The 24,176-nt window shown below is 51.2% G+C and carries 25 protein-coding genes, 1 tRNA gene and 2 pseudogenes; 18 read left to right on the top strand and 10 right to left on the bottom strand.

Annotated elements, in window-relative coordinates; all coding sequences use genetic code 11:
- The first annotated feature begins 7 nt into the window (after positions 1-7).
- From AACV31_RS06710 to AACV31_RS06700, 3 genes are all read left to right on the top strand, one after another.
- Positions 8-427: a hypothetical protein gene (locus AACV31_RS06710; RefSeq protein WP_012815114.1), complete on the top strand. Its 420-nt coding sequence runs from the start codon at positions 8-10 to the stop codon at positions 425-427.
- A complete protein-coding gene (locus AACV31_RS06705; protein WP_165155704.1) occupies positions 427-810 on the top strand; it encodes a hypothetical protein in 384 nt (127 codons plus the stop codon). The genes AACV31_RS06710 and AACV31_RS06705 overlap by 1 nt, the downstream gene beginning before the upstream one ends.
- 156 nt (positions 811-966) lie before the next feature.
- Complete coding sequence (locus tag AACV31_RS06700; RefSeq protein WP_165155706.1) at positions 967-1,485, top strand: RNase A-like domain-containing protein; 519 nt, start codon at positions 967-969, stop codon at positions 1,483-1,485.
- Between the two features lie 88 nt (positions 1,486-1,573).
- On the opposite strand, the gene AACV31_RS06695 is transcribed toward AACV31_RS06700, so the two are convergent.
- The 3 genes from AACV31_RS06695 to AACV31_RS06685 all read right to left on the bottom strand — a co-directional run bounded on the left by AACV31_RS06695 (position 1,574) and on the right by AACV31_RS06685 (position 4,121).
- Positions 1,574-2,176, bottom strand: coding sequence for a helix-turn-helix transcriptional regulator (locus AACV31_RS06695; RefSeq protein WP_075197397.1), 603 nt, complete (start codon positions 2,174-2,176; stop codon positions 1,574-1,576).
- A gap of 350 nt (positions 2,177-2,526) precedes the next feature.
- Complete coding sequence (locus tag AACV31_RS06690) at positions 2,527-3,105, bottom strand: class I SAM-dependent methyltransferase (RefSeq protein WP_165155708.1); 579 nt, start codon at positions 3,103-3,105, stop codon at positions 2,527-2,529.
- Positions 3,105-4,121 carry an HNH endonuclease domain-containing protein gene (locus AACV31_RS06685; protein ID WP_165155710.1) on the bottom strand — a complete coding sequence of 339 codons (1,017 nt, stop codon included), beginning with the start codon at positions 4,119-4,121 and terminating at the stop codon, positions 3,105-3,107. The genes AACV31_RS06690 and AACV31_RS06685 overlap by 1 nt, the downstream gene beginning before the upstream one ends.
- 259 nt (positions 4,122-4,380) lie before the next feature.
- Here AACV31_RS06685 and AACV31_RS06680 point away from each other — a divergent pair.
- The 7 genes and pseudogenes from AACV31_RS06680 (at position 4,381) to AACV31_RS06650 (ending at position 15,034) form a co-directional block, all read left to right on the top strand.
- Positions 4,381-4,465, top strand: a tRNA-Leu gene (locus AACV31_RS06680).
- Positions 4,466-4,640: 175 nt separating this feature from the next.
- Positions 4,641-5,472: pseudogene (locus AACV31_RS06675) on the top strand (tyrosine-type recombinase/integrase); the annotation flags it as partial.
- Positions 5,473-5,708: 236 nt separating this feature from the next.
- Positions 5,709-9,221: a type I restriction-modification system endonuclease gene (hsdR, locus tag AACV31_RS06670; RefSeq protein WP_165155712.1), complete on the top strand. Its 3,513-nt coding sequence runs from the start codon at positions 5,709-5,711 to the stop codon at positions 9,219-9,221.
- Positions 9,222-9,293: 72 nt separating this feature from the next.
- On the top strand, positions 9,294-10,883 hold the full coding sequence (gene hsdM / locus AACV31_RS06665; protein WP_165155714.1) for a type I restriction-modification system methyltransferase: 1,590 nt from the start codon (positions 9,294-9,296) through the stop codon (positions 10,881-10,883).
- A complete protein-coding gene (locus AACV31_RS06660) occupies positions 10,880-12,526 on the top strand; it encodes a restriction endonuclease subunit S (RefSeq protein WP_165155716.1) in 1,647 nt (548 codons plus the stop codon). The genes hsdM and AACV31_RS06660 overlap by 4 nt, the downstream gene beginning before the upstream one ends.
- Positions 12,527-12,548: 22 nt before the next feature.
- Positions 12,549-14,195 (top strand): AAA family ATPase, encoded by a 1,647-nt coding sequence (locus AACV31_RS06655; protein WP_165155718.1) that lies wholly within the window; start codon positions 12,549-12,551, stop codon positions 14,193-14,195.
- On the top strand, positions 14,192-15,034 hold the full coding sequence (locus AACV31_RS06650) for a hypothetical protein (RefSeq protein WP_165155720.1): 843 nt from the start codon (positions 14,192-14,194) through the stop codon (positions 15,032-15,034). Before AACV31_RS06655 ends, AACV31_RS06650 begins: the two co-directional genes overlap by 4 nt.
- Before the next feature lie 2 nt (positions 15,035-15,036).
- On the opposite strand, the gene AACV31_RS06645 is transcribed toward AACV31_RS06650, so the two are convergent.
- Entirely contained in the window at positions 15,037-15,273 is a 237-nt protein-coding gene (locus AACV31_RS06645; protein ID WP_165155722.1) for a helix-turn-helix domain-containing protein, read from the bottom strand.
- Positions 15,274-15,481: 208 nt separating this feature from the next.
- Here AACV31_RS06645 and AACV31_RS06640 point away from each other — a divergent pair, with 208 nt between their 5' ends.
- From AACV31_RS06640 to AACV31_RS06615, 6 genes and pseudogenes are all read left to right on the top strand, one after another.
- Positions 15,482-15,793, top strand: coding sequence for a helix-turn-helix domain-containing protein (locus tag AACV31_RS06640; protein ID WP_165155724.1), 312 nt, complete (start codon positions 15,482-15,484; stop codon positions 15,791-15,793).
- A gap of 217 nt (positions 15,794-16,010) precedes the next feature.
- A complete protein-coding gene (locus AACV31_RS06635) occupies positions 16,011-16,547 on the top strand; it encodes a type IV secretion protein Rhs (protein WP_185155302.1) in 537 nt (178 codons plus the stop codon).
- Between the two features lies 1 nt (position 16,548).
- Entirely contained in the window at positions 16,549-16,956 is a 408-nt protein-coding gene (locus tag AACV31_RS06630) for a putative T6SS immunity periplasmic lipoprotein (RefSeq protein WP_255491287.1), read from the top strand.
- 69 nt (positions 16,957-17,025) lie between these two features.
- Positions 17,026-17,223: pseudogene (locus AACV31_RS06625) on the top strand (STM2901 family protein); the annotation flags it as partial.
- Positions 17,217-17,543, top strand: coding sequence for a DUF1493 family protein (locus AACV31_RS06620; RefSeq protein WP_165155728.1), 327 nt, complete (start codon positions 17,217-17,219; stop codon positions 17,541-17,543). The pseudogene AACV31_RS06625 and the gene AACV31_RS06620, both read left to right, overlap by 7 nt.
- Before the next feature lie 176 nt (positions 17,544-17,719).
- A complete protein-coding gene (locus AACV31_RS06615; protein WP_255491288.1) occupies positions 17,720-18,118 on the top strand; it encodes a putative T6SS immunity periplasmic lipoprotein in 399 nt (132 codons plus the stop codon).
- A gap of 71 nt (positions 18,119-18,189) precedes the next feature.
- On the opposite strand, the gene gldA is transcribed toward AACV31_RS06615, so the two are convergent.
- The 3 genes from gldA to AACV31_RS06600 all read right to left on the bottom strand — a co-directional run bounded on the left by gldA (position 18,190) and on the right by AACV31_RS06600 (position 20,012).
- On the bottom strand, positions 18,190-19,293 hold the full coding sequence (gldA, locus tag AACV31_RS06610) for a bifunctional L-1,2-propanediol dehydrogenase/glycerol dehydrogenase (RefSeq protein ID WP_165155730.1): 1,104 nt from the start codon (positions 19,291-19,293) through the stop codon (positions 18,190-18,192).
- 208 nt (positions 19,294-19,501) lie between these two features.
- Positions 19,502-19,771 carry a hypothetical protein gene (locus tag AACV31_RS06605; RefSeq protein ID WP_185155301.1) on the bottom strand — a complete coding sequence of 90 codons (270 nt, stop codon included), beginning with the start codon at positions 19,769-19,771 and terminating at the stop codon, positions 19,502-19,504.
- Positions 19,761-20,012: a MarR family transcriptional regulator gene (locus AACV31_RS06600; RefSeq protein WP_185155300.1), complete on the bottom strand. Its 252-nt coding sequence runs from the start codon at positions 20,010-20,012 to the stop codon at positions 19,761-19,763. Before AACV31_RS06600 ends, AACV31_RS06605 begins: the two co-directional genes overlap by 11 nt.
- A gap of 175 nt (positions 20,013-20,187) precedes the next feature.
- Between AACV31_RS06600 and AACV31_RS06595 the strand changes: the two genes are divergently transcribed.
- Complete coding sequence (locus tag AACV31_RS06595; RefSeq protein WP_075197408.1) at positions 20,188-20,682, top strand: DUF2569 domain-containing protein; 495 nt, start codon at positions 20,188-20,190, stop codon at positions 20,680-20,682.
- A gap of 7 nt (positions 20,683-20,689) precedes the next feature.
- On the opposite strand, the gene AACV31_RS06590 is transcribed toward AACV31_RS06595, so the two are convergent.
- Positions 20,690-21,955, bottom strand: a complete 1,266-nt coding sequence (locus AACV31_RS06590) for a DUF445 domain-containing protein (RefSeq protein ID WP_165155732.1) — start codon at positions 21,953-21,955, stop codon at positions 20,690-20,692.
- A 53-nt stretch (positions 21,956-22,008) separates the two neighbouring features.
- Positions 22,009-23,427 carry an aminotransferase-like domain-containing protein gene (locus AACV31_RS06585; protein ID WP_075197410.1) on the bottom strand — a complete coding sequence of 473 codons (1,419 nt, stop codon included), beginning with the start codon at positions 23,425-23,427 and terminating at the stop codon, positions 22,009-22,011.
- 176 nt (positions 23,428-23,603) lie between these two features.
- Here AACV31_RS06585 and AACV31_RS06580 point away from each other — a divergent pair, with 176 nt between their 5' ends.
- On the top strand, positions 23,604-23,768 hold the full coding sequence (locus tag AACV31_RS06580; protein ID WP_007767046.1) for a DUF1127 domain-containing protein: 165 nt from the start codon (positions 23,604-23,606) through the stop codon (positions 23,766-23,768).
- A 35-nt stretch (positions 23,769-23,803) separates the two neighbouring features.
- Here the strand turns inward: AACV31_RS06580 and symE are convergent, their stop codons facing one another.
- Positions 23,804-24,160 (bottom strand): endoribonuclease SymE, encoded by a 357-nt coding sequence (gene symE, locus AACV31_RS06575; RefSeq protein WP_161577525.1) that lies wholly within the window; start codon positions 24,158-24,160, stop codon positions 23,804-23,806.
- Positions 24,161-24,176 lie beyond the last annotated feature (16 nt).

Raw genomic sequence — 24,176 nt, 5'->3', positions numbered from 1 at the left:
TGCCGTTATGGCGGATCAAAACATTCATGAGCTGTTAAGCCAGTGTCTCGCCGCGCTCGCCGGATTGTTTGGCGGGCTGAGCGTGTCGTTCTTCTGGCAGCCTAAAAAACTGCATCAGCATGGCCGACTGGCGGCGGGGGTGATTATCGGCGCCATTAGCGTCAGCACCACGTTTACGCTGGGTGGGTTTATTTCGCACTGGCTGGGGATGAACTTCCGGGACAGCGATATCGCCATGGGGATCGGGTATTTCGTCGGCGCGTTGAGCGTCGGGATGATCGCCTGGGTCGCCAACTTTTTTAACCGTCGCGAAGGGCACGACATTTTGCAGGTGGCGGGCGAGCTTAAGCGCGTCGCCCGTGGCGTGGCGAAACGCGCGCCCGCGCGTAAGCGCTCGCCCCGACGCCCGAAATCAGGAGAAACATAATGCCATCCATAAAATTACTGTTCTGGGCCGTGACGCTGATTGATGTCACCGTGGCGATTGTGATTTTTATCAGCGCGCTGAATACAAGAATGCTGTTAATTCCGCTGTGGTATCGGCTCGGGTTATTAGTCGCCGCATTTGGTTTCGCAGCCCAGAGTGGGCTTAATTTGCCGTATTTACTGCTGGATAAAAACATCATGGTGCAGACCTTGCCCTTCTGGATATTAAAAGATATGGGCGTTGGACTGGTGGCGATTTATTATTTCTGGAACGTCATGAAAAGCCGAAAAACAACCGCACCTCCGCCAGGGCGTAAAAAGGCTATCACACCTGCCCGCAAAAAATCTCCGACACGTTCGCCCCGTAAAAAGACCACGCCATAACCGTTTCCCGGAGTAGCTAAACAGGTTATTCCGGGAAATGGCCCAGGCTAAACGTCGCTGATTCTCTGCCACCCGGCGAATATGACTGTTGTCCGCCTGAATTTATTTTATCCCTGCGAGTTCGCATTCCCTTTTATTTACGAGCAGGAGAGAGATATGTTTACTATTAATCTGTTTTCAGGTATGACCAAAACCCGCGTAATGTCCGGCGCTTTTGCCGCTACATTAATGGCGTTTTCGTTTAGTAGCTGGGCCCTGAATGGTCCCGCATGTAATTTCCCGCAGGCGGGGGGAGAGGCTGCCTGGGCAGCCGCGCAGGATAACGCGGGCGGGCATCTGGTGCAGTGCCATATCGGGCAGAATCAGGCATGGCTTACGCAGCGCGTTAATGGCGGCCAGCCTGGATGCCAGCAGACGGCGACCGCGTCGGCCTGGCTTTCGGCGCAGGCGATGTGGACGCAGGTGGGGGCCGACATTCAGGCGTTCTGCGCACGACAGACACTGAATCAGAACCGCTTTGTGATTAATACTCAGATGAATGGCAATGGCGCGGCCAACGTTGGCCTGGGCGTTAATAACAACGGCGCGTTTAATATTGCCAATAACCGTACCGCGATTACCGTCATGCAAAATGTGAACGGGCAGTGGCACGTATTAACCAGCTATCCGCAGTAAATAAACAGGGGCATTGTGCAGCGCATAATGCCCCTTAATCATTGGTAAAAACTCATCGTATGTAGTCAGTCAACAAATCAACAGAGCGTTATTCATCCCCGGAATACAACATGGCCGCCTGGGTGCGATTAGTGACGTTAAGACGCCGGAATATCGACTCCAGATGGGCCTTCACGGTGCCGGCGCTGATGTTCAGATGGCGGCTGATCTGCTTGTTCGATTCCCCCGCCGCCAGCAGCTTAAGGATTTCACGCTGGCGCTCGCTCAGCCGCGCCAGCGCGCCGGGCCCGCTGTCCAGCAGCGAGATACTCTCCTGCGGGAAGCACAACATCCCCATTGCGGCGGCGCGCAGCGTCTGGACGATCGCTTCCGGCGGCGAATCGCGCCGTACAAACGCCGCCACATGATGACGCAGAAACAGCCGCAGCAGCGCAGGCTGGCACTGATTTACCAGCAGCACGACCGGAATGGCCGGGTGACGCTGCGCTAAATCATCCAGCAAATCGATGTTTACGCTTTTGCCTGCATCACCATCCAGCAAAATCAACGAGGCCGGAAAATAACCGAGTGTAGTATCAATTTCATCCGGATTATTTAATCCGCAGATGGTTATTTCTGGAATAAACTGCTTCAACACCGATGCCATTCCTTCAATAAATATTGATTGCTTATCAACCATTAACACATTCATTGTGAATCTCCATGCAGTAGCGCTCGTTGGGGAGTCTATTAGCAGAAAGAGTATTCAATGAGACGAAAAAAATAAAAGAGGCTATTTGCCCTAGGTCTTTTTACCGATGGCATCAATGGCATAATTGAAAAGGGTAAGGATATTAAAAGAAATATCATATATAGAGCGGCGCGGATTTTTGTCTGTTTATTTGTGGCTGATTTTTATGGAAAGATAAAAAGGGTATTTAACGATTTATCTGTTATTAACCAAACCGGATACGCCTGTTTAAAGGCTGCGGCATTATTCAGCTCACCGGGACATTGATCCCGGCATGTGAATAGCGTCACAACCTGAATATGAAATGCGTTTTAGCGCTTTACAAGCAGCCCATTCAGCCACTGCTCGCGGCGCTCCGGGCGTTTATCCTGCGTCACCCACAACGCCTGCGGCGACAGCGCAGGAAAGGCGGCCAGCAGCGTCGTCAGGCGGGCTTCGTTCATATCGGTAAAGCGCCGCCCCTGCTGTTCGCGCTCGCCCTCGCCATATTTAAATGAGAGATACCAGATGCCGCCGGGCTTCAGCGCGGTCGACAGCTTTTGCATGGCAGCGGGCAGTTCGTCATGCGAGAGATGCAGCAGCGACGCGCAGCACCAGATACCGTCGTAGCGTTCAACCGCATCAAGCTCGTTAAAGGTCATCTCCTTTACCGGCAGGCCGCTGTGCGCCCGCGCCAGCGCGACCAGTTCGCCGCAGGCGTCGAACGCCTCGACTTCATAGCTCATCTGACGGAATGCGAGCGCATCGCGCCCGGAGCCGCAGCCCGCGTCCAGAACGCGCCCGCCCGCAGGCAGGTGCGGGGTGAATGCGTTATATAACGAGGACATATCGACCGCGACGGTGCCCTCGAAAAACTCATGCGCGTGGGCCTGGTAATAATTTTGCGTCATCAGAAAATCAGCTCCTGTTGCTGCTCGGGCGCCCACTGTTGCAGGCGGTTCGCAAAGGCGGCGTTCCAGGCGTCCTGCAGGAAGGTTTTACGCTGGCGTTCATTATTACCCGTCTGGTTAATGATTGCCTCATGCAGCGGCAGACGACTGTTAATAAAATATTCGTTACGGGCATGCAGCCGTGCCAGTAGCGCAAGCGTCGGGACGCGGGCGGATTTGCCGTTTTCGCCGCGGTTACAGCTGCGACACGCGAGCACCAGATTCCAGACGCCGTTGAGATTCACGCCCGGCAGTTGAGCGGCAAGCGGCAGAAAGTGGTCGACATCGGCAAGCGTCGGGTGATGTTTCTCAAGGCTGATGGGCGCGTTGCAGTAAAAACAGTGGCCCTTCTGGTAGCCGTTCAGGCTGTTGCGACAGCTCGTCAGCGCGATGCGCGATGAGCTTAAGCGGGTGAAGAGGGTTTCCTGCTCAGGGTCGTAATGGACATCCAGCAACTGCGGCGGCAGGTTCATCTGCCAGGCTTTTTCGACCAGCCGCCAGCGGGCGTCCGTTTCATGCGTAAGATTCGCGAACTGCGTGGTTTCCGTGAGGCGATAAAAGTTATCGGTCAGGCGGATGGCTTTATGAGCGCGCGGTTCGTTGATGAAAAACGGTTTCGCGATCGGCCCGCCGCTGACATTGTGAAACGCCTTCAGCACGACGTTAAACCCGTGCCTGACCGTCGCCTCGATAAGCTGCCCCTGCGTTATCTCCTGCTGGTTAAACTGCTGACAGGCAAGGATGAACTGACCAGGACGCTTGATGTTGAGGATTTGCTTAGGCGCTTCTCTGAGGTGCGCGCAGATATGCGCGCTGAACGGCAGCGCCAGGTCTTCGAGCTTCACGAGGCTGTTTTCGCGCTTAACCTCATACAGCGCCTGCGCCAGCGCGAACTTGTACGTGGCGAAGTTGTTTCCAAAAAGGATCACGCCGCGCCAGTAGTTTTCCGGCGTAGGATCTTTCTCGAAAAAATCCATATGTTGTCCTGTCAGGGGAGGAGAGGGCGAGCCGCATGGGTAGTGAAGCCCGTTACGGGATCACATAACAAATGAAAGGTGATGTAAACCTGCAAATGATTGTTTTGATGAATTTGTGAGCGGGAAGAAGAAGGAAAGGATGGAGAAAGGAGAATGCGTTATGCTGAAATTTTCAGCACTCGACAGGACGGCGCAAGAGCGCTGCTTGCATGGCGGCCCCTGACAGGTATAATCCCAACGTTTTCCGCATCCCTTCCGTGCCGGAGTGGCGAAATCGGTAGACGCAGTTGATTCAAAATCAACCGTAGAAATACGTGCCGGTTCGAGTCCGGCCTTCGGCACCATCGGAACATCAATAGACGTCAAAGTACGTCTTTTTTTGTGCCTAAAATCCAGTATCCGCAAGGCTTTCCTCGCTTTTTCACTCAACCTAAGTCAACCTGATTCAATCTACATCAACTTACTGATGCGGGTACAACTGCGGGTATATCCTGGTTCGATAATGTTTGTACCTACACGAAGACACGGGATCTGCTTCTACCCATTAAAGCAGTCGAGTCATCCGGGCGTATTGAAGTCGCCGCCCGTTTACAGCAGCGAACTACCACGATTATGCGTTTTGCTGTGCAGTGCGGCTTAATTGATTACAACCCTGCGCAAGAGATTGCCGGTGCGGTTGCTACGGCGAAAAGACATCATCGTGCGGCACTGGAGCTTAACCGTATACCAGAATTACTTCATCGCATTGATCACTATTCCGGAAGACCATTAACCCGACTTGCTGTCGAACTTACCTTATTAGTCTTTATCCGCTCAAGCGAACTGCGTTTTGCACGCTGGTCAGAAGTAGATTTTGAAACAGTCATGTGGACGATTCCTGGTGAGCGTGAACCGTTGGAAGGTGTTAAGCATTCTCAGCGTGGTTCAAAGTTGCGAACGCCCCATATTGTTCCCTATTGCGTCAGGCCTTAGCTATTCTGGAAAAGATCAAAAGCATGAGTGGGAATCGAGAGCTGATTTTTGTTGGCGATCACGATCCGTGTAAACCCCTGAGTGAGAATACGGTGAACAAGGCTTTGCGAGTGATGGGCTATGACACGAAAACGGAAGTTTGTGGGCATGGTTTTAGGACAATGGCATGTAGTTCTTTGATTGAATCGGGATTGTGGTCGAAGGATGCGGTAGAACGGCAGATGAGTCACCAGGAGCGTAACTCTGTGCGTGCGGCTTATATTCATAAGGCCGAGCATTTGGGGGAAATGCTGCAGTGGTGGGCGGATTACCTGGATGCGAACCGTGAGAAGAGGGGAGTCCTTTTGATTTTGGGAATAATGGTCATATAGTGACATGAAGTAATTATTTATCGATTTTATAATTTTAAAGTGCGCGCTCAATATGGTCAGCTGACTTGGTTAAAGAGTTTGAGAGTTGTTGTGTTTAGCACAGCACTACAAAATAGACGAACCCTTAAGTATTAGTCAGTTGCAGTGACATTGGTCATTGCTCGGGAAGATGTGGAAAGCTAAAATAAATTATTATGAGCCTTAACTATATGAATAGGCTTGCACAGCGATGGATTAAAATTTAATGATGACTAAATCCAATTTTGAGTTCCTGAAGGGCATCAACGACTTTACCTATGCCATCGCCTGCGCGGCGGAAAATAATTACCCGGATGATCCCAATACCACGCTGGTTAAAATGCGCATGTTTGGTGAAGCGACGGCTAAACATCTTGGCTTACTGCTGGGTATTCCATCCTGTGAGAATCAACACGATCTTCTGCGTGAACTGGGCAAAATCGCCTTCGTTGATGACAACATCCTTTCTGTGTTCCATAAATTGCGCCGTATCGGTAACCAGGCGGTACACGAATACCATAACGATCTTGACGATGCTCAGATGTGCTTACGGCTCGGTTTCCGTCTGGGTGTCTGGTATTACCGTCTGGTAACGAAAGATTATGAGTTTCCGGTGCCTGCTTTTGTTTTGCCGGAGCGCGGTGAAAATCTCTATCACCAGGAAGTGTTGACGCTGAAACAGCAGATTGAACAGCAAGCACGCGAAAAAGCGCAGAGTCAGGCTGAACTGGAAGCACAGCAGCAGAAGCTGATTACCCTGAACGGCTATATCGCCATTCTGGAAGGTAAGCAGCAGGAAACGCAGGCGCAAACACAGGCACGGCTTGCGGCACTTGAATCTCAGTTAGCCGAGAAAAATGCCGAGCTGGAGAAACAGACTGAACTGGAACGTAAGGCATACCATAAAGAGATTACCGATCAGGCTATCAAGCGTACGCTTAACCTTAGTGAAGAAGAGAGCCGCTTCCTGATTGATGCCCAGTTGCGTAAAGCAGGCTGGCAGGCCGACAGCAAAACGTTACGCTTCGCCAACGGTGCGCGTCCGGAACAGGGCATTAACAAAGCCATTGCCGAATGGCCTACGGGTAAAGATGAAACCGGGAAGCAAGGCTTTGCAGATTATGTTCTGTTCGTCGGACTAAAGCCCATTGCTGTCGTTGAAGCGAAACGTAAAAATATCGATGTTCCCGGTAAGCTCAATGAGTCTTATCGCTACAGTAAATACTTCGATAACGCGTTTTTACGCGATACGCTGCTGGAGCACTACGTTCCCGATGAGGTATACGAAGCGGTACCTTCTTACGAAATTAGCTGGCAGGACACCAGCGGCACACAGCGCTTTAAAATCCCTTTCTGCTATTCCACCAACGGACGCGAATACCGCGCGGCGATGAAGACCAAAAGCGGTATCTGGTATCGTGACGTCCGACACACAACTAACATGGCGAAAGCGCTGCCGGAGTGGCATCGCCCGGAAGAGCTGCTGAACATGCTCGGCAGTGACCCGCAGAAACAAAATCAGTGGTTTACCGATAACCCTGGCATGAACGAACTGGGGCTGCGTTATTATCAGGAAGATGCTGTTCGCGCAGTGGAAAAGGCCATTGTTAAGGGCCAGCAAGCGATCCTGCTGGCGATGGCGACCGGTACTGGTAAAACGCGTACCGCGATCGCCATGATGTTCCGCCTGATCCAGTCCCAGCGTTTCAAGCGTATTCTGTTTCTTGTTGATCGTCGTTCTCTTGGCGAGCAGGCGTTGGGCGCGTTTGAAGACACACGTATCAACGGCGATACCTTCAACAGTATTTTTGATATCAAAGGGCTAACGGATAAGTTCCCGGAAGACAGCACTAAAATCCACGTCGCCACGGTTCAGTCGCTGGTTAAACGCACGCTGCAATCAGATGAACCGATGCCGGTCGCCCGCTACGACTGCATTGTCGTCGACGAAGCGCACCGCGGCTACATTCTTGATAAAGAGCAGACCGAAGGCGAGCTGCAGTTCCGCAGCCAGCTGGATTACGTCTCTGCCTATCGTCGCATTCTTGATCACTTCGATGCGGTAAAAATTGCCCTTACGGCTACACCGGCGCTGCATACAGTGGATATTTTTGGCGAACCGGTTTACCGCTACACCTACCGTACGGCGGTGATCGATGGTTACCTGATCGATCAGGAACCGCCGATTCAGATAACTACCCGTAACGCGCAGGATGGTGTTTATCTCTCTAAAGGCGAGCAGGTTGAGCGCATCAGCTCACAGGGTGAAGTCATTAACGACACCCTGGAAGACGATCAGGATTTTGAGGTCGCTGATTTTAACCGTGGTCTGGTGATCCCAGCGTTTAACCGTGCGGTATGTGGCGAGCTCACCAAATACCTTGATCCCACTGGTCAGCAAAAAACGCTGGTGTTTTGCGTCACTAATGCGCATGCCGATATGGTGGTGGAAGAGTTGCGTACTGCGTTCAAGAAAAAGTATCCGCAACTGGAACATGACGCGATCATCAAGATCACCGGGGATGCCGATAAAGACGCAAAGAAAGTGCAAACCATGATCACCCGCTTCAACAAAGAGCGGTTGCCCAATATCGTGGTGACCGTCGACCTGCTGACGACCGGTGTGGATATTCCATCGATTTGTAACATTGTCTTCCTGCGTAAAGTACGTAGCCGCATTCTCTACGAGCAGATGAAAGGCCGAGCGACGCGTCTGTGCCCGGCGGTGGCAAAAACCAGTTTTAAAATTTTCGACTGCGTTGATATCTACAGCTCGCTGGAAAGCGTCGATACCATGCGTCCGGTGGTTGTGCGTCCGCAGGTGGAGCTGCAAACGCTGGTCAACGAAATTACCGATTCAGAAACCTATAAAACCATCGAAGCGGATGGGCGCAGTTTTGCCGAGCACAGCCATGAACAGCTGGTGGCGAAGCTCCAGCGTATTATTGGCCTCGCCACCTTTAACCGCGATCGCAGCGAAGCGGTGGATAAGCAAGTCCGCCGTCTGGACGAGCTTTGTCTGGATGCAGCGGGCGTTAACTTCGGCGGCCTCGCCGCGCGCCTGCGTGAAAAAGGTCCGCACTGGAGCGCGGAGGTCTTTAACAAACTGCCTGGCTTTATTGCCCGTCTGGAAAAGTTAAAAACAGAGATTAATAACCTGAATGATGCGCCAATTTTCCTCGATATAGACGATGAGGTGGTAAGCGTTAAATCGCTCTACGGCGATTACGACACGCCGCAGGATTTCCTCGAAGCCTTTGACTCGCTGGTACAACGTTCCCCGAACGCGCAACCCGCATTGCAGGCGGTTATTAATCGCCCGCGCGATCTCACCCGCAAAGGGCTGGTCGAACTCCAGGAGTGGTTTGACCGCCAGCACTTTGAGGAGTCCTCTCTGCGTAAAGCGTGGAAAGAGACGCGAAATGAAGATATCGCCGCCCGGCTGATTGGCCATATCCGCCGCGCAGCGGTGGGCGATGCGCTCAAACCGTTCGACGAGCGTGTCGACCACGCGCTAGAGAAAATTAAAGGCGAAAATGACTGGAACAGCGAGCAATTAACCTGGCTCGATCGTTTAGCGCAGGCGTTGAAAGAGAAAGTGGTGCTTGACGACGATGTCTTCAAAACCGGCAATTTTCACCGTCGCGGCGGTAAAGCGATGCTGCAAAAAACGTTCGACGATAACCTCGATAATCTGCTGGATAAGTTCAGCGATTACATCTGGGACGAGCTGGCTTAACGCGTTATCATCCCCGGCAAATTCTTCTTCTGCGGCCCCGATAAGAGCCGCTGCTTATTTACGGAACCTACAATGAACAACAACGATCTGGTCGCGAAGCTGTGGAAGCTGTGCGACAACCTGCGCGATGGCGGCGTCTCCTATCAAAACTACGTTAACGAACTCGCATCGCTGCTGTTTTTGAAAATGTGCAAAGAGACTGGCCAGGAAGCGGACTACCTGCCGGAAGGCTACCGCTGGGATGACCTGAAATCGCGCATTGGTCAGGAGCAGTTGCAGTTCTACCGTAATCTGCTGGTCCACCTGGGCGCGGATGAACAAAAGCTGGTGCAGGCGGTATTCCAGAACGTCAACACCACAATTACCCAGCCTAAACAGCTGACGGAGCTGGTCAGCAACATGGACTCTCTGGACTGGTACAACGGCAGTCACGGCAAATCTCGTGATGACTTTGGCGATATGTACGAAGGCCTGTTGCAGAAGAACGCGAACGAAACCAAATCCGGCGCCGGCCAGTATTTCACCCCGCGTCCGCTGATCAAAACCATTATCCATCTGCTGAAACCGCAGCCGCGTGAAGTGGTGCAGGATCCGGCGGCGGGTACGGCGGGCTTCCTGATTGAAGCCGACCGTTACGTGAAGTCGCAGACCAACGATTTAGACGACCTTGATGGCGACACCCAGGATTTCCAGATCCACCGCGCGTTTATCGGCCTTGAACTGGTGCCCGGCACCCGCCGTCTGGCGCTGATGAACTGCCTGCTGCACGACATTGAAGGCAACCTCGACCACGGCGGTGCCATCCGTCTGGGCAACACGCTGGGCAGCGACGGCGAAAACCTGCCGAAGGCGCATATTGTTGCCACCAACCCACCGTTTGGCAGCGCTGCGGGCACCAATATTACCCGCACCTTCGTGCACCCGACCAGCAACAAACAGCTGTGTTTTATGCAGCATATTATCGACACCCTGCACCCCGGTGGCCGCGCGGCGGTGGTGGTGCCGGATAACGTGCTGTTTGAAGGCGGTAAGGGCACCGATATTCGTCGCGACCTGATGGACAAATGCCATCTGCACACCATCCTGCGTCTGCCGACCGGCATTTTTTACGCCCAGGGCGTTAAAACCAACGTGCTGTTCTTTACCAAAGGCACGGTGGTGAACCCGAACCAGGATAAAAACTGCACCGACGACGTGTGGGTGTACGACCTGCGTACCAATATGCCGAGTTTCGGCAAGCGCACGCCGTTTACCGAACAGCATTTGCAGCCGTTTGAAAATGTCTACGGTGAAGATCCCCACGGCTTAAGCCCACGTACCGAGGGTGAGTGGAGCTTTAACGCCGAAGAGAGTGAGGTTGCGGACAGCGAAGAGAACAAAAACACCGACCAGCACCTTGCCACCAGCCGCTGGCGCAAGTTCAGCCGTGAGTGGATCCGCACCGCAAAATCCGATTCGCTGGATATCTCCTGGCTGAAAGATAAAGACAGTATCGACGCCGACAGCCTGCCGGAGCCGGACGTGCTGGCCGCAGAGGCGATGGGGGAGTTGGTGCAGGCGCTGGGCGAGCTGGATGCGCTGATGCGCGAGCTGGGCGCGAGCGATGAGGCGGATGCGCAGCGTCAGTTGCTGGAAGAAGCGTTTGGTGAGGTGAAGGCATGAATGGAGGGAAATTGCCGGAAGGGTGGATTGATACTCAATTAGGCAATATTATTGAACTCAAATATGGTAAATCACTGGCCGCACAAACCCGTGATGGGTTTGGGTTCCCTGTTTATGGCTCTAATGGCGTTGTAGGCAAACACTCCATTCCTCTGATTAACAAGAGCGGTTTAATTGTTGGTCGGAAAGGGTCCTACGGTGTGGTAAATAAATCGGTTGGGCCATTCTTCCCAATTGATACAACATACTATATTGATGATTTCTACAATCAGCCGTTAGAGTTTTTATTTTACTACTTATCTTTTTTACCTTTAACCAAACTCAACCGTTCAACGGCAATCCCGGGTCTTAACAGGGATGATGCTTATGATTTGAATATTGCGTTACCACCGCTCGCTGAACAAAAAATCATCGCAGAAAAACTCGATACGCTGCTGGCACAAGTACACAACACCAAAGCACGTCTTGAGCAAATCCCGCAAATCCTGAAACGTTTTCGTCAAGCAGTGCTTTCTACAGCAGTAAGTGGATGCTTAACAAATAAATGGAGAGAGCGCTATACTCCAAAAGAAGAAATAGATTTAGTTGTAAGCAAATATAAGCCAACAGATAATCTTTTCAAACAAGCTAAGCAATCTCTCCCGGATATACCTCGAAGCTGGCGCATAGTGCCATCCGCCCATTTAATAGAGTATGTCACCAGTGGTTCAAGAGGTTGGGCAAATTATTATTCTACTGAAGGCGCTCTCTTTCTTCGTATGAGTAATGTTCGTTACAACACAACAAGACTAGATCTACAAGATTTGCAATTCGTAAATCTTCCTAGCCATGTGGAAGGTAAACGCTCACTTGTCAAAATTGATGACTTGATTATCTCTCTTACCGCGGATGTTGGGCGCGTTGCCAGAATAGATAAAGACTTAGGTGAGGCATATATTAATCAACACCTTGCATTATTGAGACCAAATAATAATATTAACTCCGAATATTTTGCTTTATGTATTGCGGCACAAAATATAGGGGTAAAGCAAATTCAATCGCTTAAAAGAGGGGCTACCAAAGTTGGTCTTGGTCTGAACGATATACGCAGTTTAGCAATTCCTCTACCACCTTTAGAAGAACAACACGAAATCGTCCGCCGCGTCGAACAACTCTTCGCCTACGCCGATACCATTGAAAAACAGGTCAACAACGCTCTCACCCGCGTCAACAAGCTCACCCGGTCGATCCTGGCGAAGGCCTTCCGCGGCGAGCTTACCGCCCAGTGGCGTGCTGAAAACCCGGATCTGATCAGCGGTGAAAACAGCGCGGCTGCTTTGCTGAAAAAAATTAAGGACGAGCGGGAAGCTATAAAAAGACTTCCTAAACCAAAGCGCTCCGTCATAAATAAAAAGACAGGTAAACGCATGAGCAAACAAATCATCAAAGTGGTCGAAGCCTTGACACAAGCAGGTGAACCTCTGAGTGGCCAACAATTGTTAGCTGCTGCAGGCTATCCTGACGATAGCAATACAGACGATCTAGAAAAGTTCTTTCTCGATATCCGTCAGGCGCTTATAGTCGAAAAGTCTATTGTGAAACTGGAGCGTAGCGAAGATGGTCAGGATTGGTTTTCCTTGGCAGAGGTGGGCTCTAATGAATAACGTCAAATTCTAAGGTAGGCTTATGAAAGTCGATAAACTGCACATTCGCTCGCGCTTTAAAAATCTCGAGAACGTGACGGTGGACTTTGATCAAGACCATCTAATGACGGTAATTGTTGGCCGTAATGGCTCGGGAAAATCCAATGTGTTAGAAGCATTGGTTTCCATATTTCGCAATCTAGATTTAGGAGAGGCACCACCGTTTTCTTATAAGTTGGTTTATAGACTGGGTGAGCCGCACCGTATAGACCAACCCAGTGACCGGTGGTTGGAGGTAATCATCGATGCCGACCCAACTCGTAGCACTCTGGCGAAGCAATATGAAGTTTGTGTTCTAGACTTATTAAGTGGTGAAACACCTGCGGATATGTTTGCTGAAAGACCACAAGGGATAACTATACCTTTTTCTAAGGTTAAACGTGACAAAGAGGGGTGTGCATCTTATCTTCCAAAATATGTCTTTGCTTATTATTCTGGGCCTAGCGATAGGCTAGAAAAGTATTTTAGAAAACATAGAACAGATTTTTATCGAAGCTTATTAAAAAATGAATTAGATTTAAAGGGGGATATTCGCCCACTTTTCTACGCCAAACCTCATCATAGTCAATTTGTGTTGCTGGCTTTTTTCTTATCAGAACAAGACAGCAAAGAAAAAGCATTTTTACGTGAGCATTTAGGTATCGACGGTTTGGACAGCATACACTTTGTGATGCGTCAGCCCGGTTGGGCCAAGGAAAAGGGGGAGTTATTTTGGGGGGCTCGTGGCGTGGTACGCCGTTTTTTAGATGAGCTGATTAAATACACACTATCACCGGTGAAAATTACACGACAGGAAGATACTTCATTAACAGGAAGTAATATTCGTAATGAATTTTTGCATCTTTTCTTACCTGACCAATATGCTTTACGTGATTTCGCTAAGGACCTCAGCGCTGACGAACTGTTCAAAATGCTTGAGAGCACACTGTTGTCTGAAATTATTTCTGAAGTCAGCATTCGGGTTAGGGTATCTAGTAGTGAAGAGCCACTCACCTTTCGTGAATTAAGTGAAGGCGAACAACAGTTGCTTACCGTTTTGGGTTTACTCAAATTTACTGGTGGTAAGGATTCATTATTTCTCCTGGACGAACCCGATACCCATCTCAATCCGTCTTGGGCTGTTAAATACCTCAAGTTTTTGCGAGAGTTCGTACCTAATCATGAAACTAGTCATTTGCTAATGGTAACGCATCATCCACTTGCAGTCGCAGAGCTAAAAAAACAACAAGTACAGGTTATGTGGCGTGATGATGATTATAAAGTCCACTCACAAGAGCCCTATATTGATCCTCGTGGTGCCGGATTTATGGCAACTCTTACTGAGATTTTCGGTCTCAACACTACATTAGACCTAGAAACACAAAGCTTACTGGATCAGAGAAACGAACTTGCCCACATAGAAAATCGGTCAGAGGATGACAACAATCAACTTGACCTAATTAATGACCATTTGAATAGATTAGGCTTTTCGTTTGAAAACAGAGATCCTCTATACAGTGATTTTCTTTTGGCTTGGCAGGATTTACGGTATTCGGACAAACCTCTGTTAACACCAGATAAGGCTGCTCAACGTCGCTTAGCGATGAAAAAAGTAATTGAGGCGATGCTAACTAAGAAGGATGAATCATGATTTTCATTAGACGTGATGCAGCTCTTATTCCCCAGAAGGTTTTGGATGTTGCCCTGCGAGCACAAAGCGCGCTTGAGAAATTATCACCTGAAAAAAGAAAAGAATTCATTAAGAAAAAGTCACATATTTGGAGAGGATTTTCAAAATATCTGGCAAAAATGTCTTATGGAAAGTGTTGGTATTCAGAGGCGAAGGATGCAGGTGCAAATTTTGATGTCGATCATTTCAGACCTAAAGCTGAAGCAAAAAGAACCGAAGAGATAGTTGATTTAGAAGGCTATGCATGGCTGGCATTTGATTGGGATAATTTTAGACTTTCTGCACAAAATTGTAATCGACTCAATACTGACGACTCTGGGGAAACTCACGGCAAAGGTAGTTGGTTTCCACTAATTGAAGGTAGTCCAAAAGCCTCATGGGATAATCGATGTATTGAGAATGAAATGGTCGTTTTGTTAGACCCAGTTATTGAAGCGGATCTAACTTATATAGATTATAATGATAATGGTAGATTTAAACCAAGCCAACTTTGTGTTGGAATCCCTGCGGTGAGAGTTAGAAAATCTGCTATTTTTTATGGACTTAATCTGGAAAAGATGCGAGAAGCTCGATTTGAGGTCATGAGGGATGCAAAGGAGTTATTCGAAATTATTCAGCAGTCTGCTTTAGAATTAGAGCAGTTTGGCGATAATGCACCAATGAAAACTATAGAACGCCAAATTGAAAAATTGCGAATGAAGACTCGAGCTGATGCACCATTTAGTCGTGCAGTCCGAGCTCAGCTTACAAAAATTGGCGCGGATGACTATCTAATTGACCGAAGTTTGGATGCAGCGTGACGCTATTTTTTGACACTGTAAATAACCACACCATCCTTAAAATACCGGCTCGGCCAGATGGCGGAAGGGTGAACGCCTAGCGCTTCAGCGATTAAATATTCACCTTTAGGCCAGGGGCGGGTAAGCGCATTGGCGAGCGTCGAAGAACCCAGCCCTGAAGCGCGTGAAAGCGCCGCCAGTGAAGTTCCTTTTTTACGTAAGGCCGCAATGATGTCTGCCGGATGCCAGTCTGTCGTCATGATTCCCTCCTGACGAGTTTGTATGAATGAGTACGTTATAAATTGATGCTACGTTATTCGTAGTTCAGTTTAAACAGTAAAAACTACGTAATTCGTAGCTTTGCGATCGAGCACAATTTTCTCTGCAACCGTTACGAAACATACACACGGCGTGTTGCTACGTTTATCGTAGTATCGCGATGATTCTAAAACTACGACTATCGTAGTTATGAGCGAAACCACTAATATCCCAACTGTCTTTTGCAAACGCCTGAAAACGGCGCGTGAAGCGAAGAGCCTTTCTCAGAAGAAGCTTGGCATCCTGGCCGGGATAGATGAGTTCGTCGCGAGTGCGCGCATCAACCGCTACGAAAAGGGCGTTCATCAGGCAAGTATCGAAATCGCACGCAAACTGGCGGACGCTTTAGCGGTTCCACTGGCTTACTTTTACACTGAAGACGATGAGCTTGCAGAGTTGCTGCTCCGCTGGAAGCAGCTGGATCAAGACGCTAAAAATGCCATCCTGAGTCATATTAAATAAATTTTTTCAGTTTAATTAACTCAACCCTTAATTAATTATCTGAAAATGAAAACTTCAGGTTTAACCTAATCAATAGGGTTTTCATTTGATTAATAATGGGTTGCGAGTTGTTATAATAGTTCTTTTATTGAATCAACTAATCACTCACCCGTTTCTTGCTTCTCTTGTCTGGTAAATACTAAATGCAAAATCATATTTGCGTTTCAGGGACAAGACGATGCAAAACGATGTAGAAGGATCATTACGGCTGATGACGCTTGGTGAAATTGCGATGGCGAAGCGTGTTTTTGGTCACAGTATTGTGTATAGCCGGGTATGGATACATTGTGATAGTTATTTACCTTTTGGATTGCAGAGTACCAGGTTTGCAATGACGCCAAATGGTGAATTGTGGTTCAGAAAAGAGAAATATGCAGCCGATTACTCAGACACATCGGTTACTCCAGGCGCTAAGCACTTATTTATTCATGAGATGGGACATGTCTGGCAGCACCAGACCGGCAGGTGGGTTAGATTACGCGGGTCGCTCAGCTGGGCTGCTGATTATTCGTACAGACTTGATAAAGAGAAAATTACAGACTATACCCTCGAACAACAGGCAGCAATTATCGCAGATTATTGGTTTTTATTAACCTATGGAATGAAGGTATGGCGTGATAATCAAGGGCCCAATCTATTAGGAAATTATAGGGGAATAGACTCTTTAAAAGATGTGCCAATGCTTTATAGAAAAATTATTTATGGACGAGGGTAGGATGAATAAATATACATTAATTGCAATGGTGTTTCTGTTGACTGGCTGCCCGGGTCCGATGGATGCTGTTCCTGTTGAGGAAGCTGCACAGGTCAGAATTATCAGCAATCAGGTATGTATCACCACTCCAGCCAGCACGGGTGAAAAGATCTTTTCTGTACATATAAGCAATGGTGCCGGGCAGGAAATATATAAAACTTTCGGTCGTTATGCGCAGCAACCTGTCGTCGTCCAGGGGGAGTGCCTTCCCGCCTTTGGCTTTGAGTTTAAGCCTGGAAAAAGGTATGCGGCTTTTTATCAAATAGAAAAAAACACTACTGAGCCGGGCAAGACGTATGTTGCGAGATTCTCGCTGGAGCAGGATGAGAAGGGTAGCTTGAGGTTGATACCATATGGTCGAGATGGCTGATTAACTGTTGCGAGTCTCTTACCACCGCTATGTTTTCTCTTCGCACCACTATTATATTCATGATAGCCAGTCAGATTATCTACATGGCCAGGCGGTTATACGCCATGGGCAGCGCGCCGGGTGATGGTTCGCAATATCGCCCCTTTTATTGGCCGGACTATTCCTTTGCTCGGTGTTATTATTTTGTCGGCAGATGTCTCACAAATTATTTTCTGTACGATACGCGATTACAACGCTATCGCCAGAGGAGATGACAAAATATGGTAGACAACCTCGAAAAGCAGATTTACGAACTCATTCGGCCTTACGCCGGTACGTATCTCTTCACGGGGAAGGAAGTCCCGTTGACGCCGGAAACGGATTTAGATACCGATCTGCAAATAGACGAGGCTGAACTAGAGGATTTGATGGATGCCTTTTTTACGACATTTAATGTTGATCGCGCCGGGTTTACGATTAAAACCTATTTTCCTGATTCGCCTTTCTCATGGAATATCTTTAAAAAAACGGAACCCATTCCGGTGCCGGATTTTACTATTGGGATGTTGATCGCCTCTGCCAGAGCTGGCCGCTGGTTATATGAATAAGTCCTGAATCTGTTTTTCGTTGTATTGGTCAGGGCTTTTCAGGGATGCAGGCCTCAGAAAGAATCAGTATATGGATAAGCTTTCATGCACCAAACCGTCAGGGCAGGTATTGCGGAAGAGACAACCTGCGTGACATACCGCGGCTATATAGAAAAATCGTAACGGGAAGAGAGTAAGTGATTAGAAAAAGTGTAATGTTATTTTCGCTTTTCCTGCTGGCAGGATGCCCTGGCCCTGGCGATCGCCTGCCGGATAAGGTGCCTGCGCAAGTGACGTTTTCTGGCAACAATGTTTGCATTACCTACCCGGTGACGCCAGGCGACTATATTACGTCTGTCCAGATTGGTAGCGAACAGGATGATTTCGTCTATGACGTATTTAACGATAAGCCGGTTCATCCGGCGGGTAACCAGTGCTTGCCTGTTTTTGGATATCACTTTAAAGCGAACAAAAACTACACGCTGTATTATGGCCTGAATAATAAAGACTACGACTTCCGGAAGCTTATTCACGCTGCATTCGTGATTCCTGAAAACAGTTCTGCTAATACCGATAAAAACAACCAGCAGAAATAATTCACAAAAATCCCCGCCGCAGCGGGGATTTCTTTAATCAATACGCTTCAAAACAAAACCACTCGCCGCGCTTATTCCCACTCCTGCAAAAAGCGCTGGCCGTACTGGTCGGCGACCAGCAGCGCGGCATATACCTGCTCCGGCGACACGCCGCCCGGCATATTGTGAATGGTTTCGCCCTCCGCGCACGCTGCCTGCGCCACCAGGCGCATTTTGGTTTGTACATCCTCTTTAATATCGAGTTGCGCGAGCGTAATCGGCAGCCCGACGCTGTGGCAAAGCGCGGCAACCGTTTCAATCTCCTCTGACGGCGCATTTTCCAGCACCAGCTGGGTGAGCGTGCCGAAGGCGACTTTCTCGCCATGATAGTAATGATGCGCGTCCGGAATAGCGGTAAGCCCGTTGTGGATAGCATGGGCCGCGGCCAGGCCGCCGCTCTCAAAGCCCACGCCGCTCAGGTACGTATTGGCTTCGATAATGCGCTCAAGCGCTGGGATGACGACGTGCTGTTCGGCGGCCAGCATCGCTTTTTCTCCCTGCTCAAGCAGCGTGTTGTAGCACAGCTCGGCAAGCGCCAGCGCGGCCTGGGTGCATTTGCCGCCCGCCATGGTGGTGGCACCGCTACGCGAGCAGGCGCGCGCTTCAAACCAAGTGGCCAGCGCATCGCCAATGCCGGATGCCAGCAGGCGCGCCGGGGCGCCCGCCACAACCTGCGTGTCGACGATAACGATATTCGGGTTGTGCGGCAGCATCAGGTAGCGATCGAACTCGCCGCTGTCGGTATAAATCACCGAAAGCGCGCTGCACGGCGCGTCGGTGGAAGCGATGGTCGGCGCAATAGCGACCGGCACCGCCATAAAGTGCGCCAGCGCTTTTGCCGTATCGAGCGTTTTACCGCCGCCGATGCCCAGCACAGCGGTGCATCTGGCGCTGTCGGCGAGGTTGCGCAGGCGGTCGATTTCATTTTGTGAGCATTCGCCGCCGAAGGGCGCAATTTCGACGCTAAGCTCCGCCTGTTTGAAACTCTGGCGCAGCGTCTCTTCTGCAAACCCGAGCACGAATTTATCCCCGACAACCAGCCAGCGTTCGGCCAGCGGTTTTAAATAGTCGCCGATGCGGGTGAGTACGCCCGCGCCCTGAATGTATTTACCGGGTGACTGAATAATGCGATCCATAACATTCCTCCTTCAGTGAGTGAGTTAACCTGCTGTGTTTCCTTGTCTCGCTCAGACTTCTCAATCTCTGACTCTACTGCCGGGGGCGTGCACGTTTATTGCGCTACATCTATAGGAGGCGCGATTGCTTCACGCCTATGGGCAGGGAATTCAACGCGTTAAATCATTTTTATTAAACGGAATTGTCGTCATCCGGCAGAATACGTAATTATTTTTGCGCTGAGCTTTTCTGACGAAGGGCTTGCAGATATTTCATGCCTTGCGCTGAAATATGATAGTGATCCATGCCCGCAGGCGTTGAGGGCGTTATGTTGACTAATCCGGCCTCGTATAAATTCCTTACAAGACTTGCGATATTGCCCACTCCCTCCATTTTTCGCTGTGACATGGCGCGATCGAGATTATACCAGGTCCATTTCACTTCGGCTCTGGATGCTAATAGCGTAAGTATGCTGAGTTCAGTCTCGTTAATTATCATTGTTTTCCCTTAATAACTGGTGACCTTGTTCTGATACGCGATAACGAGGCTTTGAGGTGTTCTCGGCATACACAGCCTCAACCATTCCATTATTCACAAGGCCGGTAACGATGTTCGCAACGTTGCTAAACCCTGCAACGCCGCGTATCGCAAGCGTGCGATCCAGCATTATCCACGTCCAGTCGGTTTCTTTTTCCGTCATGACTTTCAGGACATTAAGTTCAGTATTGGTTATTTTCATTTCAGCGCGTCTGAATGGCTTAAATCACTCTCTTTAACACTGCGCGACGTCAGACCATTAATCCATTCACTTATCAATCTCCTTCGCCACGCCTTCCGCTTGCGTTATGCTGCCCGCAGTATCGCATCATTGCTTCGCCATTTTTTAATTTAAGTGAAATTAACAGGGAAAGAAAATGAAGTGCATCCAGTGCAATGAAAATGAGCCGAACAAAGAGTCGGGGCTATGTCACGCTTGCGAAAAAGCGGAAGCCAGTAAAATTAACGGATTACTGTACTTGCCAGCCGCCGGGCTTATATTTAGCCTGATCTTTCTGCCAGTAGAGTTTTTTGATCTGGTCAGTGCGATAAGCGCGTACTTCAGCCGCTCGGGCATTATTACGTGGTATGCCGCAGGCGCGGTGGTGCTGTTAGCGGCGCTTATCAGTATTACCGCGTATGCGAGCTGGCATTTCTTCCAGCGTAAGCGGCACACGCCCCGCGCGATGGTTATCTACTATCTGGCGGGGGTGGTAAGCGCGCTGTGGTTCGCTGTGCTGCCGGTGAGCCTGTTTGGCGCGAGCTGGGATAACAGCAGTATTCGCAGCGTCCTGTCGGCATTTATCGGCGTCACGTGCTGGCTTCCGTACTTTTTAAAATCCCCGCGCATCGCGCAAGTGTTCGTACGGTAATAACGGTTCAGAGCAGGTGAGGTATCTGCGACAACAGATACAGCACCAGCCCGATAGTGCCGCCGACCAGCGTGCCGTTGATGCGGATAAACTGTAAGTCTTTGCCGATGTTGAGCTCTATCTGCTGCGACATCTCGCGCGCGTCCCAGCTTTTTACCGTGTCGCTGATGTGGCGGGTCAGAAAGGTGGCGAACTCGGGCGCGACGGTAGTGGCCGCCTGTTCGAGATGTTCATTGAACGAGGCGCGCAGGGCGCTGTCGGCCATCAGCGATTCGCCGAACCACTGCCCGGCATCGGCGATGCGCTGACGGGTGCGGGAATCCTCCGCCTGCATGTCGTTTTTCAGCCAGCCGCGCACGTCGCCCCACAGCTCCGCCAGGTAGCGGTTAAACGCCTCGTCCTCTTTCAGGTATGCCTTAATACCATCGGCGCGCTCGGCCATCTCCGGGTCGCTTTTCAGCTTCTCGATGAAATCCACGGTGATGCGATCAAAGGCCTGACGCAGCTGGTGCGCCTGGTCTTGGCTGATGTCGTCGAGCATGGAATTGACGGCGCTGGAGACCAGCTCGGCGCTGTGTTCGCCAAGCCACTCGGTAGGCAGAATTTTCGCTTTCCGCGGGTGCTCGGTCTTCAGCCAGTGGACAATCTGGCGGGCGATGAAGTCGCGCGTGCTCTGCTTCTGCACCAGGCGAATCAGCTTGCCGATAAGCGCATCCAGCAACACCTGATGACGGTTGTTTTTGGTCATGCTCTCCAGCATCAGCGCGCTGGTCTGGGTGAGGTCGACTTTATCAATCGCCTTATGCACCGCACGCTTTAATAACCCCTGAATGCGGCTGTCGTCGGTGAGTTCCAGAAAACCGCTCATCACCTGCACCAGGTTCTGGCCCACGCGCTGCGCGTTGGCAGGCTGGCTGAGCCACTGGCCGAGAAGCTGCGCCGGTTCGTGGCGACGGATCAGCGCGACCAGCGAGTCGGTATCAAGGAATTTCTCCTGCACAAACTGTCCGAGGTTCTCGCCGATGCGGTCTTTTTTACGAGGAATAATCGCGGTGTGGCGCGAGATAAAAGGAATCGGAACACGGCGAAACAGCGCCACCACGGCGAACCAGTCCGCCAGCGCGCCCACCATCGCGGCTTCCGCGATAGCCTTAACGCCGCTTACCCAGAAACCGGGCGGCAAAAACAGGGTAGTGACAAAGGTCGCCGCCGCCGTCAGCAGCAGGCCGAGCGCCAGACGCTTGGCGCGCTTTAATTCAGCTAATTTTTCCATGCGTTAAGCATATAACCCATGCGGCGGTTACGACAGGGGATAACTCCGTAGTCTCAGCTCTCTTCCATCGCATGATGCAGCGCCTCGCCAATCTGTTGCAGCGCCTCGCGGTGATGTTCACTGGCAGGAAGCGCGCAGTTGATGCGCAGGCAGTTGCGGTATTTGCCCGAGGCGGAAAAGAGCGAGCCGGGGGCGACACGGATTTTAAGGCGCGTCAGCTGGCGCGCCACGCAGACGATATCGACGCTCTCCGGCAGTTCTATCCAGAGCATAAACCCGCCTTTAGGGCGCGTGACGCAGATGCCGCACGGGAAATATTCACGCACCCAGCAGGTGTAAGTTTCCATCTGGCGCTGATAGTGCTGGCGCATCCGGCGCAGGTGACGGTGATAGTGGCCGTCGCGGATGAATGCCGCTACCGCGAGCTGCGTGGCGGGCACGTTGGTGCCGCTGGCGGCGTATTTCATCTGCAGCACGCGCTCGTGGTAACGCCCCGGCGCTATCCAGCCGACCCGCAAACCCGGGGCGAGTGTTTTCGTCACTGAGCTGCACAAGATGACGCGCCCGTCGATATCCCAGGATTTTATCGTGCGGGGGCGCGGGTAGTCGGTCGCCAGCTCGCCGTAGATATCGTCTTCAAAAATGATGATGTCGTGGCGCTGGGCCAGCGCCAGCACCGCGCGTTTGCGCGCATCGGGCATGATAAAGCCGAGCGGGTTATTGCAGTTCGGCACCAGGATCACGCCTTTAATCGGCCACTGTTCCAGCGCCAGCTCAAGCGCTTCGACGCTGATGCCGGTCTGCGAATCGGTCGGGATCTCAATGGCTTTGATATCCAGGCTTCGCAGCAACTGCATGGTGCCGTAGTAGCAGGGCGATTCCACGGCGACGATATCGCCGGGCTTGCAGACGGCCAGCAGGGCCACTGAGAGCGCGTTGTGGCAGCCGCTTGTGATGATGAGTTCGTCAGCGCTGATGTTCGCGCCGCCATCCAGCATCAGGCGGGCTATCTGCTGGCGCAGCTCCGGGCGGCCCGCCAGATCGTCATAGCTAAAAACGTCCAGCTGATTGTGTTGCACTACGCGGCTCATCTCGCGCCAGAGCGGTTTAAGCGTCGGATGGGTGATATCCGGCGCGCCGCCGCCGAACGTCGTCAGGCTTTTATCGCCACGCCCGTCAAGGAGCGTCATCACTTCATCCCACTGAGTCACCTCAACCGGGCGCTGTACCGGGCGCGTCATCGCAGGCACCGGCGGCTGCATTTTGCGCGGCGCGACAAAATAACCTGAGCGCGGTCGCGGCACGATGAGCTGCTGATTCTCCAGCACCAGATACGCCTGCTGTACGGTGCTGATGCTGACGCCGTGCTCCTGGCTCAGGCTGCGCACCGACGGCAGTTTTTCACCGTGGCGGTACAGGCCCTGTTCGATTCGCTCCGCCAGCAGGCAGGCGAGGTGCTGATAACGCGTCATGCTGTATGCTCCTTTGATACAGTACAGATCACCAAACCGGTACAGATAACGGCACAATACGCCTTTCAGCCGCTTATGTCGCGTTTCTGTATGGCTAACAAATAGAGTTTGTGAATCTGTATTGTTACGGGCAATCCCGGCCATCATAAGGCTCAGCCTGACACAGGAGAGCGACGATGGAATTTCACGAGAACCGACCCCGCAGACCGTTTATTGGCTTCATACTGATCTGGCGCGCCTGGAAAGCCTGGCGGCTGCGCGCGCAGACCCGAAAAGTATTCAGCAGAATGAACGAGGCGCAGCTGCGCGATGTCGGGCTGCGACGCGACGATACGTATTGAGCCTCCGGCGCGGGCGGCATGTTGCCCGCGCGCATTCACACTTTCTTTTTACGCTTGCCGGCGATCACCTCGATAAACTCCTGCACCTGCTGCTGCTTGCGGACCGACAGCTTGCAAACGCGGCGCAGGGATTTCAGCAGCGGCGGATCTTCCGGCTCCGGCGCGCGCGCCGTGATGACAATACAGCCGGGCATCACCCGCACATCCGCATCGGTGCCGGTAGGGAAACCGGCTTCCTCCAGCCATCTGCCGCGAAGCGTCAGCGCGGCGAGATTGACGCCGTCATGAAAACGGCTGGCGTAGCTCACGCGGATGCGTCGCGGCTCGGTGAGCGCGGCAGGCGCGGGCTGCACTTCAGGTAATACTTCAGGGAGCACGGATAACGTCGACATAGTTCCTCCTTAAACG

The sequence above is a fragment of the Cronobacter sp. EKM101R genome (assembly GCF_963888145.1).
In the GTDB taxonomy this organism is placed as follows: Bacteria; Pseudomonadota; Gammaproteobacteria; order Enterobacterales; family Enterobacteriaceae; genus Cronobacter; species Cronobacter turicensis.
This window is presented reverse-complemented; position numbering and strand designations above follow the sequence as displayed.